General features: G+C 35.7%; 14 protein-coding genes and 1 pseudogene. All 15 read left to right on the top strand.

From position 1 onward, the window contains the following. The first annotated feature begins 209 nt into the window (after positions 1-209). Positions 210-2,831, top strand: coding sequence for an SLBB domain-containing protein (locus tag G3R48_RS09515; RefSeq protein ID WP_380714507.1), 2,622 nt, complete (start codon positions 210-212; stop codon positions 2,829-2,831). Between the two features lie 155 nt (positions 2,832-2,986). Then, a complete protein-coding gene (locus G3R48_RS09510; RefSeq protein ID WP_153662746.1) occupies positions 2,987-3,952 on the top strand; it encodes a Wzz/FepE/Etk N-terminal domain-containing protein in 966 nt (321 codons plus the stop codon). Between the two features lie 280 nt (positions 3,953-4,232). Continuing rightward, a pseudogene (locus G3R48_RS09505) lies at positions 4,233-4,685 on the top strand (transposase); the annotation flags it as partial. A 183-nt stretch (positions 4,686-4,868) separates the two neighbouring features. Then, positions 4,869-6,101, top strand: a complete 1,233-nt coding sequence (locus tag G3R48_RS09500) for a lipopolysaccharide biosynthesis protein (RefSeq protein WP_153662744.1) — start codon at positions 4,869-4,871, stop codon at positions 6,099-6,101. Then, positions 6,098-7,246 carry a polysaccharide pyruvyl transferase family protein gene (locus G3R48_RS09495; RefSeq protein WP_153662742.1) on the top strand — a complete coding sequence of 383 codons (1,149 nt, stop codon included), beginning with the start codon at positions 6,098-6,100 and terminating at the stop codon, positions 7,244-7,246. Before G3R48_RS09500 ends, G3R48_RS09495 begins: the two co-directional genes overlap by 4 nt. Next, entirely contained in the window at positions 7,243-8,568 is a 1,326-nt protein-coding gene (locus tag G3R48_RS09490) for a polysaccharide pyruvyl transferase family protein (RefSeq protein WP_153662740.1), read from the top strand. Before G3R48_RS09495 ends, G3R48_RS09490 begins: the two co-directional genes overlap by 4 nt. Next, positions 8,565-9,704 carry a glycosyltransferase family 4 protein gene (locus G3R48_RS09485; RefSeq protein WP_153662738.1) on the top strand — a complete coding sequence of 380 codons (1,140 nt, stop codon included), beginning with the start codon at positions 8,565-8,567 and terminating at the stop codon, positions 9,702-9,704. Before G3R48_RS09490 ends, G3R48_RS09485 begins: the two co-directional genes overlap by 4 nt. A 1,101-nt stretch (positions 9,705-10,805) precedes the next feature. Continuing rightward, a complete protein-coding gene (locus tag G3R48_RS09480) occupies positions 10,806-11,873 on the top strand; it encodes a glycosyltransferase (RefSeq protein ID WP_153662736.1) in 1,068 nt (355 codons plus the stop codon). A gap of 21 nt (positions 11,874-11,894) precedes the next feature. Beyond that, positions 11,895-13,022, top strand: a complete 1,128-nt coding sequence (locus tag G3R48_RS09475; RefSeq protein WP_153662734.1) for a glycosyltransferase family 4 protein — start codon at positions 11,895-11,897, stop codon at positions 13,020-13,022. Then, a complete protein-coding gene (locus G3R48_RS09470; RefSeq protein WP_153662732.1) occupies positions 13,015-13,977 on the top strand; it encodes a UDP-glucose 4-epimerase family protein in 963 nt (320 codons plus the stop codon). The genes G3R48_RS09475 and G3R48_RS09470 overlap by 8 nt, the downstream gene beginning before the upstream one ends. Further along, complete coding sequence (locus G3R48_RS09465; RefSeq protein ID WP_153662730.1) at positions 13,977-14,528, top strand: sugar transferase; 552 nt, start codon at positions 13,977-13,979, stop codon at positions 14,526-14,528. Before G3R48_RS09470 ends, G3R48_RS09465 begins: the two co-directional genes overlap by 1 nt. Before the next feature lie 68 nt (positions 14,529-14,596). Further along, a complete protein-coding gene (locus G3R48_RS09460; RefSeq protein ID WP_153662728.1) occupies positions 14,597-15,763 on the top strand; it encodes a nucleotide sugar dehydrogenase in 1,167 nt (388 codons plus the stop codon). A gap of 16 nt (positions 15,764-15,779) precedes the next feature. Next, positions 15,780-16,784: an NAD-dependent epimerase gene (locus G3R48_RS09455; RefSeq protein ID WP_153662726.1), complete on the top strand. Its 1,005-nt coding sequence runs from the start codon at positions 15,780-15,782 to the stop codon at positions 16,782-16,784. 441 nt (positions 16,785-17,225) lie between these two features. Next, a complete protein-coding gene (locus tag G3R48_RS09450; RefSeq protein WP_212593300.1) occupies positions 17,226-17,495 on the top strand; it encodes a transposase in 270 nt (89 codons plus the stop codon). Positions 17,496-17,554: 59 nt separating this feature from the next. Then, positions 17,555-17,885, top strand: a 331-nt coding sequence (locus G3R48_RS17410; protein WP_425516754.1) for an IS3 family transposase, incomplete at its 3' end; no start/stop codon positions are given.

Below are 17,885 nucleotides of genomic sequence, written 5' to 3'. Positions count from 1 at the left end.
GACATCAAAATACATGCTTAGTACGATAATTTGCGTATAATGCATCGCTTAATTTTAAATGGGCATCAATGGGTGCGCATTTAAGGTAAATGGGTATTTCGTTATCACGAAGGGCACGTTGGAAGCCATAATCCATGGGCGGTAGCGTGCCTAAAATTTGCTATTTAACCTGTTAAATTGTTCAATTATATTGTCATTGGAGACACAAGGTGTATCGACAAACAAAAAGATTAGCCATTTTAATGCTATCCGCGTCATTTTTACTGAGCTCACCTGTTCAAGCGTTAACGCCTTCACCCCAAATGATCGAACAATTTAAATCGTTGCCCGCGGCAGAGCAGCAACGTTTAGCTAAACAATATGGAATAGACATATCAACAATAAGTGGCTCACAAAAAACAGGGAATCCACTTGATAATCCTACAGTCGTTGAGTCTAGAAGCTTAAATCAGAAGAATATGACTGATAAAAACCTGTCAGGTTTAGATGATGACTGTTTTCGTGATGATGGTACTTTGATAAGTGACAGAAGTGACAGAAGTGACAGAAGTGACAGAAGTGACAGAAATACTTTAAATAAGAATAATCTGATTTATGATAAATGCGACCCTAACAATATTGATAAAGAGTCTTTGAAAACTGAAGCGCAAACAGCCCAACAAGAAGAAGATAAAAAAACAAAGTTAATGCACTTTGGTTATGACTTATTTGCAGGCGCGCCATCGACATTTGCGCCTGTATCTGATGCCCCTGTTCCGTCGGAATATATGGTCGGCCCTGGCGATATCATCAAGATTCAACTTTATGGTAAAGAAAGTAACAACTACCAATTAACCGTTGGACGTAACGGCGCTATTCAGTTTCCTAATTTAGGCCCCATATCGTTAGTCGGCATGTCTTTTAGTGAAGTGAAAGCATTACTCAAGAACAAAGTGGCTAAGTCGATGATTGGCCAGAATGTTACCGTGACAATGGGTGAGTTACGTTCAATTCGCATTTTTGTTGCCGGTGACGCCTATAAACCGGGGTCTTATACAGTTTCTAGCTTATCAACCATTATGCAAGCGTTGTTTGTTTCTGGTGGTATTAGTGAAATTGGGACATTAAGAAACATTCAATTAAAAAGAAAAGGCAAAACAATCGGCACCTTTGATGTATACGATTTATTGATGAAGGGTGACGCATCAGGAGACTTAAGACTTCAATCAGGTGATGTGGTATTTATCCCGCCGTTAGGTAAAACCGTAAGTGTTAGTGGCGAAGTTAACCGACCTGCAATTTATGAAGTTAAAGCAACCAATACCGTAAAAGATGTGATAGCGATGGCCAATGGGATGAAGCCAGGAGCGTACCCCAAATTAAGCACCATTGAACGTTATGACGACAATGCAGTTAAAACAATTGTTAGCATTAATTTGAATAAAGAAGATGGCTTAAACACCAAGGTGAGAAATGGCGATGTATTAAATGTCAAAGCAGCGACAGACCGAATTGACAATGCAATTACTGTTTTTGGTTCAGTTATCCGCCCCGGCAGCTATGAATGGGTTAAGGGCATAAAAGTTAGCGATTTATTTAGCTCTATTTGGAGTGACTTTACGTTAACAACGGATTTGGATTACGCACTGGTTGTTAGGGAGTCAAATAAACGCGGTGATATTGAAGTATTACAATTCAATTTAGGTAATGCAATTAATGACAGTGGCTCAATAGATAACCTAGCGCTGCAACCCCGCGATAAAATTGTGGTATTTGATTATCAAGACAGAGAAACATTGTTAACGCCCATTTTAAATAAATTAGCAAACCAAAGCCGATTTGGTGATGCAAAAGCGGTGTTTGAGATTCAAGGTAATGTGCGTTTTCCGGGCACGTATCCTTTAACACAGCAGGGGAAAATTGAAGACGCACTTGTTGCCGCCGGTGGGCTGTCGGAAGGTGCGTATACATTGTCTGCCGAGTTAACCCGACAAGTACAAACGAAAAATTCATTTCATATTGAGCATCATCAATTTAATTTGAACGATGTAATGAGCAATAAACCGCAGGCTAATTTGCAGCTGCAAAGCCGAGACATTTTAACCGTGCGCGCATTACCTAACTGGCAAGAAACCCGCTGGGTTAAAATTGCAGGGGAAGTTAAATTCCCGGGAAGTTATGCTGTTCAAGCGCATGAAACTATGTCTGATGTATTAAAACGTGCCGGTGGATTAACAAATAGCGCTGCGCCGAAAAGTGCGGTATTTTTGCGTGAATCAGTTAAAGAGGCGGAAATTAGAGAGGTAAAAACCTTATCTGATAATTTACGCCGTGAGATAGCCGCCAAAGCGCTGACAAAAGATACGCCGACAGGTAATTTTGCAGATACACAGCTTATGCTAAAAGAACTTGAAAACGTTGAACCTGTTGGGCGTTTGGTGATTGACTTAGCGTCAATTAGTAATGGCGTGCAAGGCTCAGACATTGAATTAGAAAATGGCGATGAGCTTTATGTGCCGACCCTTAATAACAGTGTGACCATTATGGGGCAAGTACAACACCCAAGCACTCACCTCTTTAAAAAGGGCACTAGCTTTGAGCAGTACTTAGCAAAAGCCGGTGGCGCAAGAAAACGTGCAGATGAAGACCGAGTATATGTACTGCGCGCCGATGGATCTGTAGTGATGCCTGACTCATCTTGGTTTAGTGGGCCGTCAGTTGTCATTGAACCTGCTGACTCAATTATTATGCCGTTAGATACCGAATATAAAGATAACTTAAGTTTATGGTCGCAGGTGACCACCATTATTTATAATAGTGCGATTGCGCTAGCGACAATTTCAAAATTATAACTAATATAATACGCGGCCTTGCAATGCCAAGGCCGCGTATTATTTGTTTTAATTGGTATGTAGATAAGCGGTTATATTTATTACTGTTAAAAACAGGTTGATAAATGTAACAAAGCTTGATTTGAATGAATAAAAAATTAAAGAATGAAAGGCATATGAATAAAAATATTCAAACCACAACCAATGAGGCTGTCTTTTTAAAAAATGAAATTGCAGACGATCAAATTGATTTAAGAGAGTTATTTGCCGTTATTTGGCAAGGCAAGTGGTTAATAATGTTAATCACCTGCCTTTTTGCGGCAGGTGCTGTGGTATTTGCATTATCCCAACCTAATACCTATAAATCAGAAGTGTTACTGACCCCTGCAAATGAAGAACAAGGTGGTGGGTTAAGTGCTCTTGCTGGTCAATTTGGTGGGTTAGCCAGTATGGCCGGTATTAACTTAGGCGGCGGTGGCGGTGCGGATAAAACCCAGCTTGCTATTGAGATAATGAAATCACGCCAGTTTGTTAGTCAATTTATCACTAATCATCAAATTCTTGCCGATTTAATGGCAATTGATAAATGGCAGCAAATGGATAACACGATTACTTACGATGCCGATATATATGATGCAAATGCCCAGAAATGGGTGCGTGATGTAAAACTGCCACTAAAACCTAAACCTTCTTTACAAGAAGCGTATAAAGCGTTTATAGAAATATTGTCAGTGAATACTGCTAAAGATACTGGAATGGTGACAATATCGATTGAGCATCAATCGCCTTATATTGCGCAAAAATGGGTGTCTTGGTTAGTCAAAGATATCAACAAAGAAATGAAAGATAGGGATGTGATTGAGGCTAAACGCAGTACGGAGTTTTTGAATACCCAAATACAACAAACCAATGTTGCAGATATTAAAACGGTTTTATATAAATTAATTGAAGAACAAGCAAAAACAATCATGTTTGCTGAAGTACGCGACGAATATGCTTTTAAAACAATTGATCCCGCATTAGTGCCAGAAGAAAAAGCTGGCCCTAAAAGAGCGTTAATATGTGTATTAGGCACAATGCTTGGCGGCATGCTAGCAGTGATGCTTGTTTTAATCAGACATTTTGTTAGAAAAGAAGGTTGAAAAAATGGCCTATTGGGACTCTTTCTCTAAATAAAGAGTCGATAAAAAGCAAAAAATAACCAAACCCAAGGCTTACAAAAGATAGCGTTTACTTATAAATAAAAGCGACTGTCTCAAAATGGATTAAAAGTGTATCAGATTTTTAAAAATTACTGAGGTGATTTTATGAAAAACGTCATAAAAAATCACGTAAAAGTCCATTTTTACAAAACCTTTTGGAGCATATTTCAGTAATTCTAAACCATAGGCAAGCTTGTAAAGTAGACCTTAACCAATATTATCTTCTCATGAAGTTGTTTCAGCTGAAGTCTCCTTAGTCAATGTCGCTGACAATGACGTCCTACTCACATTGCTTAACCCGTTGAGGAGAGGTATTACTCAAGTATTTGCTGATGGTGCCTATGGCATTAAGCTATGTCATAAGCTACTCAAATGAAAGGGTTGTAAGCCCACTATTCCACCTAGAAATAATACAGGGTATTGGGAGGAGGGGCACCCGAGAAACGAAGCAGTTAAAGCGCTCAAAGCTAATCAATTAGCACAGTGGAAACAGGATAATGATTACCACGCAATCTCACTCTCTGAGACTGCGATGTATCGATATAAGAATGTGATTAGTCTTAAACTTAGCCTTCGAGATTATAACGCTCAGGTAGGCGAAGCTTTAGCAGGCGTAAAAGCAATGAACAAAGTCATAGGACTAGGTATGCCAATTAGGGAGCAAGCTGCCTAATTGAGTACAACCCTTGGGATAGCAGCATCTAGCGCCGTGATTGGATCAACAACACCCCCTGTTGATGTAGTTGGGTTGTTCATTATTTTCCGTCGTGGTAGGTATAAATAAGCGATATGCATTTTGCAATGAGAAGTTTTTTATATAGGTGTGATTATCAATTTAAAAATTCTAATAACGACAATGCTAGTTTCAATTTGCAGTGGTTTGTCCGCATTGTCAGCCTTCGGTGTGAATATTGCCATATCAAGATTGTTTGGTGGGGAATTGTTTGGCTTCTATTCATATATAGTTTCTTTTACAGCCTTGACATCAGTGATTTCATGTTTTGGTTTTAATCAATTTATATTACTTAGGTTACCAAAAATAGACTTGGCTGAAAAAGGACATTGGCTTAGTAATGTCACAAGGACGTTTTATATTACACTTGCTATCACTTCAGTAATAATTGTATTTTATTTAAGTTACATAGGTTTTAGTTTTTATTTAAGCATTTTTATTGTACTGATAAATACAGCAGTATCAATATCCTTAATTAGAATATCTATATTAATTTCAGAAGGTGATGCAGTATTTGCAAATGCTATAGAGAAATTAATAAGGTCAATCTTTTTTTTATTGAGCCTGATCTTGTTTTATTCAACTATTGGTTCAGATTTGAGTTACTATTTACTTTGCATTGTATTATTGACTAGCTACGTATTTGTGTCCTTTTTTTCCAATAAAAAAATCAATAAAAATAGTAAAATATACAAAGTAAGCATAGGGGGGGTTGTTGAAAAAAAGGATTTACATGTAACTATCAAACTATTTAGCATTCTTCTGATCGTAACACTAATTACTAATGTAGATGTTATAATTCTGGAGAGAATAAGTGATATGAAAACGGTCGCTTACTATTCTTCAGCTCAGAAAGTTTCAATGCTAAGTTCAATTGTGCTTTTATCAGTGAACAATGTAGTATTTCCTATTCTCGTTAAGTCAACTGGTAATAGAGTACCAATTATAAACAATTTAGCTACTTTAATTGGTTTTGTTTCAAGCTTAATGTTCTTACTGATTGTTTTCTATTTTGGTGATTTAATTTTGGGGTTATTTGGTGAAGATTACAAACATTATAATAACTTGGCTTTACTAATTACTTTTGGTTACTTCTTGAGTTCTATATTCGGTCAAACACTGACAATGATGAAAATTAAAGAAGAATTTTTGCCGCTATTCATTTATTTGATAATAGGATTGACCATTAAGCTTGGATTTATCTATTTTTATTATGAAAATTTAGGTTTGGAAGCGATCGCTTACAGTACGATACTATGCGTTCTTACTTGGAACTTTCTGTGCTTTTTACACTTGAATAAAAAGTACAAATTAAACACAACGATTTTTTCATCATTAGTCAGGTGCACAAAGTGAAAATTGGAATTTTGGGAGTAGGTTATTCACTCAATGTTGGAGATCAACTGATTGCAAAGTCATTAGGGGTTAGCATAAATTCCATTGGACAACATGAAATAGAGTATTATGACTTACATCATGGGAGGTATCATATTGATTATCAACACAAACCATATGATTTTACGAACTACACATTCCCGAAAGAAAAAAATAGAAGCTATTATATTAGATTTGCATACAATTTATTTAAAGTTAAAAAAATACCAAAAGATGATTTTGAAAAATTCATAGAAGAAAAGGACTTGATTATAATAGGTGGTGGCCACTTGTTAATTGATAATTTTGGTGACTTTCTGATCAAGCTCTCAGTGTATTGCTCAATCTTACGAAAAAATAAAAAGAGGTATATATTTTGGTCTGTTGGTGTCGGAAAGGAGTTCAGTTTATTCTCAAGATACATCCTTAAGGGGGTTACTAAGAATATTCCTGTTTATGTTAGAGATTTGGGTTCCCTTAATAATTTGATAAATAATGGTGTCTTACATGCTAAAAATACATATGATGCAGCCATTTCATCTGCTTGTATTGAGTTTAAGGCGGAGAGTGTTGTAAGACCAAATCGCTCAGTTACGTTATTCATTATGGATACTAATGAATGTAAACGGCACTCTGACTTTAAACTTGATAGAAATGAAACTGCAAAGTGGTGGATCGATGTAATTGGTAGTATGTTAGAGCGTTTTGATACCATATATGTATCAAATAATGGTTCAATTAGTGATGTGTACTACATTAATAATATTGTTCGTCCATTATGTAGTGAAAATGGGTACCCTTCAGAGCGGATAGTGTTTAACGAGAAAGCATCAAGCTATAAGGATGTACTTAGATATTCTGAACAATCTGATTTTATTGTCGCTCAACGTCTTCATTCGATCTTACCTTGTTTGGCAAGAAAAAAAAGAGTAGTAGCTATAGAATGGGATAAAAAGGTAAAGAACATATTAGACTCATTAGGGGCTTGTGGTAACCTGATATCATTTGACTACCCTTCGGATCAAGTTGTTAATTTGGTTACAGAATCGAAAGTATATTCTTTAGATGAAAATGTTAGTGAGTATAATGCAATGTTATTTAAATTGTTAGCTGGAGAGCCGTTTTGAGTAAAGTTAAGGCACTTATTGTACCTGCATGTACGGATTTAAATAGAGGTGATCAGGCTCTTGTTTGGGAAGCTGCTTATTTAATTCAAAATTCTTTTGGTGAAAACTGCGAGATCGGAATTGTTGATTATGGTAATTCAGATGAAGATAGACATAAGCAAAGTAAACAAACAAGAAGTGCAGGCTTTAAAATTTTCCGTAATATAATTGAAAATCCTAAACGTGTTATCAAGAATACAGGAGTCCATGATAGTCGTTGGACAGTAATTCAGGCTGGAGTTCAAGCGCTTATCGATTTTGTAAAGCATTTTATATTGCTAATGCTTCCATACAAGCCTGTTTTTAACATGTTCTTCAAAAATAAAGAATACTTAGAATCCTTTTCTTTCTTAAAAGAAAGTGACTGTATCGTAGTTAAAGGCGGTGGTTTTCTGCATACGTACGGAAAACTTGGTGATTTATATTACCTTTGGTTTGGGCTTTATTATCTTCTTTTAGCAATTCGTCTTAAAAAGAAAATAATATTTCTACCGAATTCAGTAGGACCAATTACAGGAATTTCAAATAGAACCTTTGTTCGATATATTTTGAGTCGCGTCGATAAATTATATGTTAGGGAAGGTATTTCTCTTGAATATCTTAAAAGTATTGGGGTTTTTAATTCCGAATTGGCATTTGACTTGGGGTATTACTCAAAAGAGAAAGATACTCTACGTCATGAGACAAAAAAAGTAATATCCAATACGTTGAATGTTAAAAAAATTGGTATTACAGTAAGACCTTATCGTTTTCCTCACTCTAGTGACCCTATTGAAAGGTATGAGAATTATATATCTTCGATAGCAGAGTACTGTAACAAAAACTCCGACTGTGAGTTTTATTTTATAGTTCAAGTGCAAGGCCCTAGTAAGCATGAGACAGATTTAATTGCAATTAGTGATGTGATAAGTAAGCTTGAAATGTCTGTTAGTTATAAAATTGTTGATGGTGATTTTGACTACAAAGATTTGATGACTGTATACAAGGGGTTAGACTTTTTAATTGGTACTAGATTTCACTCTGTAATATTTAGTCAGGTTATGGGTGTTCCTTCCATGGCTATCGCATACGGTGGTAACAAATCTAAAGGGATTATGGAAGATATTGGCCTTGGTGAATATGTAGTAGCAATAGAAGAAATTAATTTCGAAACCCTTAATATCATGATGGCCAATCTGCAAAATAATGCTGATGAATATAAAAATAAATTGGACTTAGCAAAAGCTAGAATTAGATTGGAAAGGGTGAAGGTTATCGAAGAATTGAAGGAGATAATAAAATGATAGTTTCTTTTTTTCATGACCACATCTTTTCAGTCCAAGGTGATAAAGTTTTTACATCAGGAACATTAGACTCCACATTATGGAATCGTTACTTTGTTGAAGGAGTTAGCGAGGTTATCGTTTGTGCGAGGAAAAAAGAACTTACTGAAAGCGTTGGTAAGATAGCATCAAAAGATAATATAGATTTCGTATTTTCTCCAAGTTTATCAAATCCGTTGTCATTAGTATCTGACTATAAGGCTAGTGTAGTAAAAAATGTGGTAAAAAAATCAGATTTTATTGTCGTTCGTTTACCAAGTGAAATAGGTAACAAAGCCGTAGAATATGCTAAAAAATTCAATAAAAAGGTATATTGTGAAGTTGTAGCATGCCCATTTGACGGGTTAAGTCATTATGGAACAATTCTAGCGAAAATGTACGCTCCCTTAGCAAGGCATAGGATGAAAAAAGCAGTTAAAGTAGCGGATGGCGCTTTGTACGTTACGAAATTTGCCTTGCAAAAACGTTATCCTAATTCAAAACTAACGATGAACGCATCAAATGTTGAATTGCGAGAAGTTTTAAAAGAGTCCGAAGTTGAAATAAATAGATTAGATAGGTTTTCGTCAAGGAAAAAAAGTCGAGAACTTAAAGTTGGATTGATTGGTACAGTTAAAAATGATAGTAAAGGAGTTGATATAGCAATAAAAGGTCTTGTAGGTCTAGGGGTTCAATTACATGTAATTGGTAGTGGTAATCCAGAAAGATATGAAAAATTGGCTAAAGATTCCAACGTAAAATTTTGCCATGATGGTTTTATTATAGACAAAGATGAAGTTTTTGAGTGGCTTGATGATATAGATATATATATACAACCTTCCTTTCAAGAAGGATTACCAAGAGCGACTATTGAGGCTATGAGTCGCGGGTGCCCTGTTCTTTCTTCTAATGCTGGAGGTTTAGAGGAGTTAACTCTTCCTCAGTTTGTTCATAAATCTGGAGATTACTCGAAGTTTAGAAGTGATATGTTGGACTTGATAGAGAAGACTTGCTTGAATTCAGTCGTTTACCATAGTTTAAATGAGGCATCTAAGTATACTAGTAACAAACTGGAGAGTGCTCGTTATGAATTTTACACAAAAGCATTTTCTAAATAATGTATTTGTAAAGGTTGCGCTGTTATTATCTCTTATTCTTATTTTGTTGCTCAATTCGATTATAACCGCCCGAGATTCTAATTTCTATTTGGTATTCTCTGTTGTTTTATGTGTAATCGTTGTTATTAAGTCTGAGTTTATTGTTTTTGTAGGTCCATTAATAATTTATGGGTTATTTTCATATAATTTTATAGATCCGATGTACTTTGTAGACTCTCTAAAATTTTATCATGAAGCTTTTGTCGGAAGTTATTATGGCGAGGGACATCTAACTACTCTTACAGCTGTAGGAGATGTTTACTATTTGATATCTACTATCTTAGGTTCTCAAGATCCTAAGATTTTGGTATTGATGAACCTTGTCCTACACAGTCTTACGGTAGCAAATTTATGGAAATGTTTAAACATAAAAACTAAGTATGATAGTGCTAGGGTCAAGTATTGCTTTGTTATTTTTACATTTATGTCGCCTCTAATTCTTTTTCATACTCCTTTGTTACTTAAGGATTTCTTCTCTCTTTGTATTATTAGTTATGCTTTTCTCGCTTTTTGTAAATATCAAGTTTCAGCAAGGAAGTATCTTCTTTTTCTTGCATTCGTATTATGTTTGATTAGTATTCCATTTAGAGTTTATGCACCAATTTACTTTGTGATGCTCGTTTTTACAACAGGATATTATAGTCGCCTATATTTTCCATTCCTCTTATTTTTGACAACTAGTATGGTACTGTTCTTTGGTTCGGAAACTATATTTTACTTGGTATATAGTTTTGCTGCGATTTTCTTTGTACCTAACTTTGTATCGTTCAGTAATTGGATAGACAGCCCTTTGTCGATGTTAGAGGGAATAATGTTGATAGCGTTCTTTTTTAGTTGTATTACTTATAATAAAAAACTGAATGTTGATTTCCTTAAAACAGCAATATATATATTTTGGTTAATTGCGATCACATATGCATTTACGTCACTCTATCGCGTGACATTCTCTGCATATGAAAGTCAAGGAGGTTATTTAGCTGATAACTTTTTTAGAAAAAAGATACCTGTCACATATATATTGCTGTATTTTTATTCATTTGTAATGTCGAAGCGAGGTTCGTTTTGAAAGTATTACATGTAATTCATAAACTTAATCCCGGTGGGATTGAGACATGGCTAAAGGACTTGGCTATTTATAATGAGAAAGTTAAATCTCATGATATTTTTATATTAACCCAAACAAAAGAGAAAGCTTTCTATGATGAAATTTGCTGTTGTTTAGATAACACACACCTAGTGAAAATGGAAAAGCCTGGCCGATTTTTTGCTTATACAAAGCAATTGTACTCTTACATGGTAAACAAAGACTTCGATGTAGTGCATTCTCATACGGGGTTATTCTCTGGTTGGATTGCCTTTGTTGCCTATTTAGCAAGAGTAAAGGTACGTGTTGTACATGTACATACTGACAAAATAGACTTGACATCGAACGTTAAGAAAACATATGCATTCATCATGAAGAGATTTATGCACATGTTCAGCTCTCATAAAATCGCAGTGAGTAATAATGCTAATTTACAGTTTTTTTTGAGTGACAAAAATACACATATAATACCCTGCGGAATTAACTTTGTTGAAAATCCTACTTACTTATCTAAAGAGAAATTAGGATTTAAGGTTGATGACGTTGTTCTTTGTCATGTTGGACGGTTTAATAAAGTAAAGAATCATATTTTTTTAATTGATTTGGTTTTTAGTCTTCCTGAAAAATATAAGCTCCTACTCGTCGGAGACGGTGTAGAGTCAATTTCTATTCAGAAGTTAGTTAAGGATAGAGGTCTACAGGCCAGAGTTATCTTTTTAGGGCAAAGAAGTGATGTACCTTCTATATTAAAACATGTAGCCGACTTGTTTTTATTACCTTCACATTTTGAGGGGTTTGGACTAGCGGCTGTAGAGGCCCAGCATTACGGTGTTAAAACGTTGGTTTCTAACAAAGTACCAGAAACAGTAAATATCTCAAATTATTGTTATTTCCTGCCGATTAGTGACCCTTTAGAGTGGAAGCAATTTGTTTTGAAATTTACAGATAAAAATAACCACTATTCATCTGCAAAGAAGGCTTGTGATAATAATGCATATTCCATTTGTGATAATGTTGCAAAAATAAATAATATATATATTAATTAGAGGATGTTGTAAGTGAGGCACTTGGTTTATGTTATTAACGCTGGTTGGTATTTTGAGCTCCATTGGTTAGAGCGAGCTAGAGAAATGATCTCTAATGGTTTTAAAGTAAGTGTAATCGTACCTAATTGCCAGACTGACACTTTAGTTTCCCTTAATGGATTTGGTATTGATGTTTATCAGATTAAAATGTCAAGGACAGGCGTTAACCCATTTGGTGAAATATCGTACCTACATAAACTAAGTAAGACTATAGGTGCTTTAAAACCAGATATTGTCCACTCAGTTACGATTAAGCCAAACTTGTACTCATCAATTATTTGTACTTTGCGTGGAATTAGACACGTGTCGACTTATGCCGGGTTGGGAACCCTTAAAGTTAGGCCGGGAATTATTAGTTCGTGTATTAGAAAAATAACTTTTGGAATGATAAGAAAGTTCTCGCGATGTAATCATGCTTATTACCTTTTTGAAAATAATGAGGATAAGGATTATTTCGTCGAAACTGGTATTGTCCCGGAGAATCGTTCAATTCGGGTATATGGTGCTGGCGTAAATATTTCCCAGTATTCGTACTCTAGTGTTCCTGTTGACACTGAAGAGTTTAAGGTTTTTTTTGCTAGTAGACTATTAAAGGATAAAGGTCTCAATTTTTTGGTAGATGCGGTTAAAAAATTGAATGTGAAAGGTTATAAAGTTACTCTTTATATAGCAGGGATTTTTGATAATGACTCTCCTTTATCATATACAGAAAGTGAAATTGACACTATATCAAAACTACCTTTTGTGACTTGGCTTGGGCAACGTAACGACATTCCACTTTTAATCGAATCGTCTGATGTAGTTTGTTTACCCACTACATATGGAGAAGGAGTTCCTCGTATACTCATTGAATCGGCTTCTGTAGGTCGTCCAATTATTACAACGCCTTTAGGAGGGTGTAAGGATATATGTAAAGATGGTTTTAATGGATTCATCGCAGCAGAAAAATCTTCTGAAGACATTGCTGATAAACTTGAGTTACTAATAAATAACTATCCGCTGAGAAAAAGGTTTGGTGAGAATGGTCGAAAACTTGTCGAAGACAAATTTACAAATAAGTCGGTTATGAAGCAGCACTTTGACATCTATGAAAAGGTGATAAATGAGTAAGAATTTATTGGTTACAGGGGGGACTGGATTTGTGGGAGGCAATTTAATTCCGAAGCTGAACAAATATCACGTATCAGCGCTTTCAAGCAAGGAGCTTTTAAGTGATAAAAATGTTAAATGTTTTGATTTTAGAGTTTCCCCTGATTCTGATTTTTCAGAAGCTCTTGATGATGTGGATGTTATTATTCACTTGGCCGCTCGAGTTCATTTAATGAGTGATTCGGCGAACAATCCACTTCAAGAGTATAGAAATGTAAATACTTTTGGTACGCTAAATTTAGCTCGTCAAGCGGCTTTGTCAGGGGTTAAGCGTTTTGTTTTCGTTTCAAGCATCAAAGTTAATGGTGAAGATACCACATCCAAAAAAGCTTTTAAGTCAGATGATGAGCCTTCACCAGAAGATGATTATGGTGTCTCAAAAGCTGAAGCTGAGGTCGGTTTGTTTAAGTTGGCAAAAGAAACAGGGATGGAAGTTGTCGTTATACGACCGGCACTCGTTTATGGTCCTGGTGTAAAAGCTAATTTCGCATCTTTAATGAATTTAGTGGCTAAAGGTATCCCATTACCCTTTGGGCGCATCAAGGATAACCGTCGAAGCTTAGTGTCGGTTACTAACCTTATTGACCTGATAATAACTTGTATCGACCATCCTAAAGCTGCAGGTGAAATATTTTTAGTTTCCGATGATCGCGACGTATCAACGTTCGATATGGTAGCAATTATGGCAAAAGCTCTTGGTAAGCCATCAAGGCAACTACCCGTGCCGAGAAAGTGTTTTGAACTCGCTGGTACAATATTTGGTAAGCAAGACATAGTTAATAGATTACTAGGATCTATGGCCGTTGATATTACTCATACCAAACAAACACTTGATTGGGTACCCCCTCAAACTTTAGAGCAAGGCTTTAACGAGGCGGCTCAAGTTGTTTTGGATTATAAGAAGAGTACGCATTAATGATTCGATTACTTGATTTTTTCGCAGCTTTCTTCGGGCTACTTCTCCTGTCACCAGTTTTCATTGTTGTCACCATTATTGGTATCTTTGATACTGGTTTACCAATTTTTGTTCAGACTCGTGTTGGTCGAAATAAAAAGCCATTTAAATTGATTAAGTTCCGTACAATGTCTGTAGAGACAAAGTCAGTGGCTAGTCATTTAGCTAGCAACGCTTCTATTACAAAATTGGGTAACTTTTTACGTAAAACTAAGATTGATGAACTTCCGCAACTTATTAATGTCGTCAAGGGGGAAATGAGTCTGGTTGGCCCACGGCCTAATTTATTTAACCAAGAGGAATTAATAAAAGAACGTGATGCATTAGGTGTTTATGATGTTTTACCAGGTGTAACTGGCTTAGCACAAGTTCAAAATATTGATATGTCTACCCCGGCTTTATTAGCCAAAATTGATAAGCAGATGATTGATAGACTGACTGTTAAAGATTATTTTAAGTATATAATAATGACAGTAACTGGTAGTGGTTCTGGTGATGCTATAAAAAAATAGTTTTATCGCGTAATGATTATATTTAAGTTAATTTACATAAAGATTTAAAATTATAGGTCGTAAAAAGTATGAAAATAGCTATTGCTGGTACAGGTTATGTTGGACTTTCAAATGCGATGTTACTTTCGCAAAATAATGAAGTCGTTGCTATAGATATTCTTAAAGAAAAAATTGAATTGCTGAATAATGGATTATCACCAATCGTAGATGATGAGATAAGCAATTTTCTTCAAAATGAAAATATTAATTTTACAGCAACTTTAGATAAAGAATTTGCATATAAAGATGCTGATTTTGTAATCATAGCAACACCTACAGATTATGATGTTAAGACAAATTACTTTAATACTTCATCTATTGAATCCGTTATTGAAGATGTCATGGAAATAAACCCTAAAGCAACAATGGTAATTAAATCAACGGTACCAGTTGGTTATACTAAGAGAATAAAACAAGAATTAAGTTGTAATAATTTGATTTTCTCTCCAGAGTTTTTACGCGAAGGTAGGGCGCTTTATGACAACCTTTACCCTTCACGTATTATTGTTGGCGAACAAAGTGAGCGAGCTAAAACCTTTGCTAACTTACTAGTTCAAGGTGCAATTAAAGAAAATATCGATGTTTTATTTACCGACTCGACAGAAGCGGAAGCGATTAAGTTGTTTTCTAACACTTATCTAGCGCTTCGCGTTGCCTACTTTAATGAGTTAGACACCTATGCTGAATCTCATGGCTTGAATTCGCGTCAAATCATTGAAGGGGTTGGTTTGGATCCGCGTGTAGGAAACCATTATAACAATCCATCATTTGGTTATGGTGGATATTGTTTACCTAAAGACACAAAACAACTACGCGCAAACTATTCGGATGTGCCAAATAATATCATCAGTGCAATTGTTGACTCAAATACAACACGTAAGGATTTTATAGCGGATGCAATTTTAAAGCGTGAACCTAAAATTGTTGGTATTTACCGACTAATAATGAAAACAGGTTCAGATAACTTCAGGGCATCTAGTATTCAAGGGATTATGAAACGCCTAAAAGCTAAAGGAATTCAGGTCGTGGTATTTGAGCCAGTGATTGAAGAAGACCACTTTTACCACTCGGCAGTTATAAAATCACTTGAAGACTTTAAAGCTATGTCAGATGTTATTGTATCTAACCGCATGGTTGATGAAATTCAAGATGTAAGTGATAAGGTGTACACTCGTGACCTTTTTGGTTCAGACTAATTTTTGAGGTGATGATATGAAGTATTTGGTCACAGGGGCAGCAGGATTTATTGGTAGTGCAGTTGTTGAAAAATTAGTAGCAACCGGGCATGAGATAGTTGGTATTGATAATATTAACGATTATTACGACACTGCTTTAAAATATGCACGCTTAAAACGTATCGGGCACAAAAACTTTCGGTTAGTAGAATTAGATATTGCCGATAGAGAATCTATAAGGCAATTGTTTGAAAGTGAAAGCTTTGATCGTGTTATTCATCTGGCTGCACAAGCAGGCGTTCGATACTCGATTGAAAATCCACATGCTTATGCTGATTCAAATTTAGTTGGATATTTGAATATTCTTGAAGGCTGTAGGAACACAAAAGTTCAACACCTTGTTTATGCCTCATCTAGTTCGATATATGGTTTGAATAATAAGACGCCATTTGCTACTTCAGATAGTGTTGATCACCCAGTTTCGCTTTACGCGGCAACTAAAAAATCTAATGAGTTGATGGCGCATAGCTATTCCCACCTTTACGATATTCCAACGACAGGTCTTAGATTTTTCACCGTCTATGGTAGCTGGGGCCGACCAGATATGGCACCGTTTATCTTTACCCGAAAGATCTTAGATGGCGAAACTATCGACATTAATAATAATGGTGACATGTGGCGTGACTTTACTCATATCGATGATGTTGTTGAAGGTGTTGTGCGTATAGCAGATGTCATCCCAAATAGAGATGAATCCTGGACTGCTGAATCGGGTACACCAGCAACGAGTTCTGCCCCTTATGCTGTGTATAATATAGGTCATGGTTCTCCAATTAATTTAATGGGTTTTGTCAAAGCGATTGAAGATGAGTTGGGTATAGAAGCTAAGAAAAATTTCCGTGATATGCAGCCTGGGGATGTTTACCAAACATATGCAGATGTTGAGGATTTATTTGAAGCAACGGGTTATAAACCTAAAGTTGGTGTTAAAGAAGGTGTTGCTGAATTCATTCGGTGGTATCGTGATTTTTATAACAAGTAAGCTTTAATTACAACACATTGAAGATGAATAGCATTTATTTGTTGAAACAACACTCAATTATTACCTTGAAAGTACAACTATATTTACTTTCTAGAGTAATTAGTGCCAATTAAGTCCGTTTACTCTCATCAACGAATAAAAAGCCTTATCACCTGTTCTATCGTGGTAAGGCTAAGTGTGCGTGCAAAGAAATCTACATTGTCGCTTTGTCATCTCAAAAACACTACTGCAAAGGTGTTGATATTGGCTGTTTATATCTTACACAGGCAGGGTGATATTCAGCAAACTCTTGCATTTGCTTAGTTCGGTAGAATAGCTATATTGCCGACTTAAACGATTAAATCTTCATGTGAAGAATGATATTGATACTGTAACCCTCCCTTAAAATCAGAATGTTTTAAATAGAGTTTTCCATTTACACTAAAGCAAATGGAGAATCACATGAAAAAGACACGTTTTACTGAAAACCAAATTATCAACATTCTCAAAGAAGGTGAGTCTGGCGCACTGTCAGTGCCAGAGTTATGCCGCAAACATAATGTGGGGCAAAGTACCTATTACAAATGGAAATCTAAATATGGTGGTATGCAAGCCTCTGATTTAAGTCGCATGCGTGAATTAGAAGCTGAGAACGCCAAACTTAAAAAAATGTTTGCTGATGTCAGCTTACAAAACATGGCACTCAAAGATATTGTTGAAAAAAAGCTATAAAGCCAGCAGAGCGAAAGGTATTAGCCCACTATGCCATTGATGAGTTTGGCCTAGGTGTTGTGTTGGCTTGTGATGCATTAAGTATCAGTCGTTGCACATTTTATTATCAACTCAAACGTATCGATGATAATGACATCATTGATGCTGTATCAGATATAGCAGAGAAACATAAGGCTTATGGTTTTCGCAAAATATTTAAACGATTACGGCTTCTAGGGCATAAATGGAACCACAAACGCGTGTACCGTGTTTATTGTAGTTTGAAACTTAACTTACGACGTAAAGGTAAAAAGCGTTTACCTACTCGAGAGCCTGAGCCGCTATCTGTTCCTGCAAAGGCAAATGAATGCTGGTCGATGGATTTCGTGAGCGACAACTTGTCTTCAGGCA

The organism is Shewanella intestini (assembly GCF_018221465.1).
GTDB classification, from domain to species: Bacteria; Pseudomonadota; Gammaproteobacteria; order Enterobacterales; family Shewanellaceae; genus Shewanella; species Shewanella intestini.
This window is presented reverse-complemented; position numbering and strand designations above follow the sequence as displayed.

Excerpts from the sequence above, each read along its gene's own strand:
- G3R48_RS09470 (WP_153662732.1), top strand. The coding sequence starts at position 13,015 with ATGAGTAAGAATTTATTGGTTACAGGGGGGACTGGATTTGTGGGAGGC.
- G3R48_RS09455 (WP_153662726.1), top strand. The coding sequence starts at position 15,780 with ATGAAGTATTTGGTCACAGGGGCAGCAGGATTTATTGGTAGTGCAGTT.
- G3R48_RS09485 (WP_153662738.1), top strand. The coding sequence starts at position 8,565 with ATGATAGTTTCTTTTTTTCATGACCACATCTTTTCAGTCCAAGGTGAT.
- G3R48_RS09510 (WP_153662746.1), top strand. The coding sequence starts at position 2,987 with ATGAATAAAAATATTCAAACCACAACCAATGAGGCTGTCTTTTTAAAA.
- G3R48_RS09450 (WP_212593300.1), top strand. The coding sequence starts at position 17,226 with ATGAAAAAGACACGTTTTACTGAAAACCAAATTATCAACATTCTCAAA.
- G3R48_RS09460 (WP_153662728.1), top strand. The coding sequence starts at position 14,597 with ATGAAAATAGCTATTGCTGGTACAGGTTATGTTGGACTTTCAAATGCG.
- G3R48_RS09465 (WP_153662730.1), top strand. The coding sequence starts at position 13,977 with ATGATTCGATTACTTGATTTTTTCGCAGCTTTCTTCGGGCTACTTCTC.
- G3R48_RS09500 (WP_153662744.1), top strand. The coding sequence starts at position 4,869 with ATGCTAGTTTCAATTTGCAGTGGTTTGTCCGCATTGTCAGCCTTCGGT.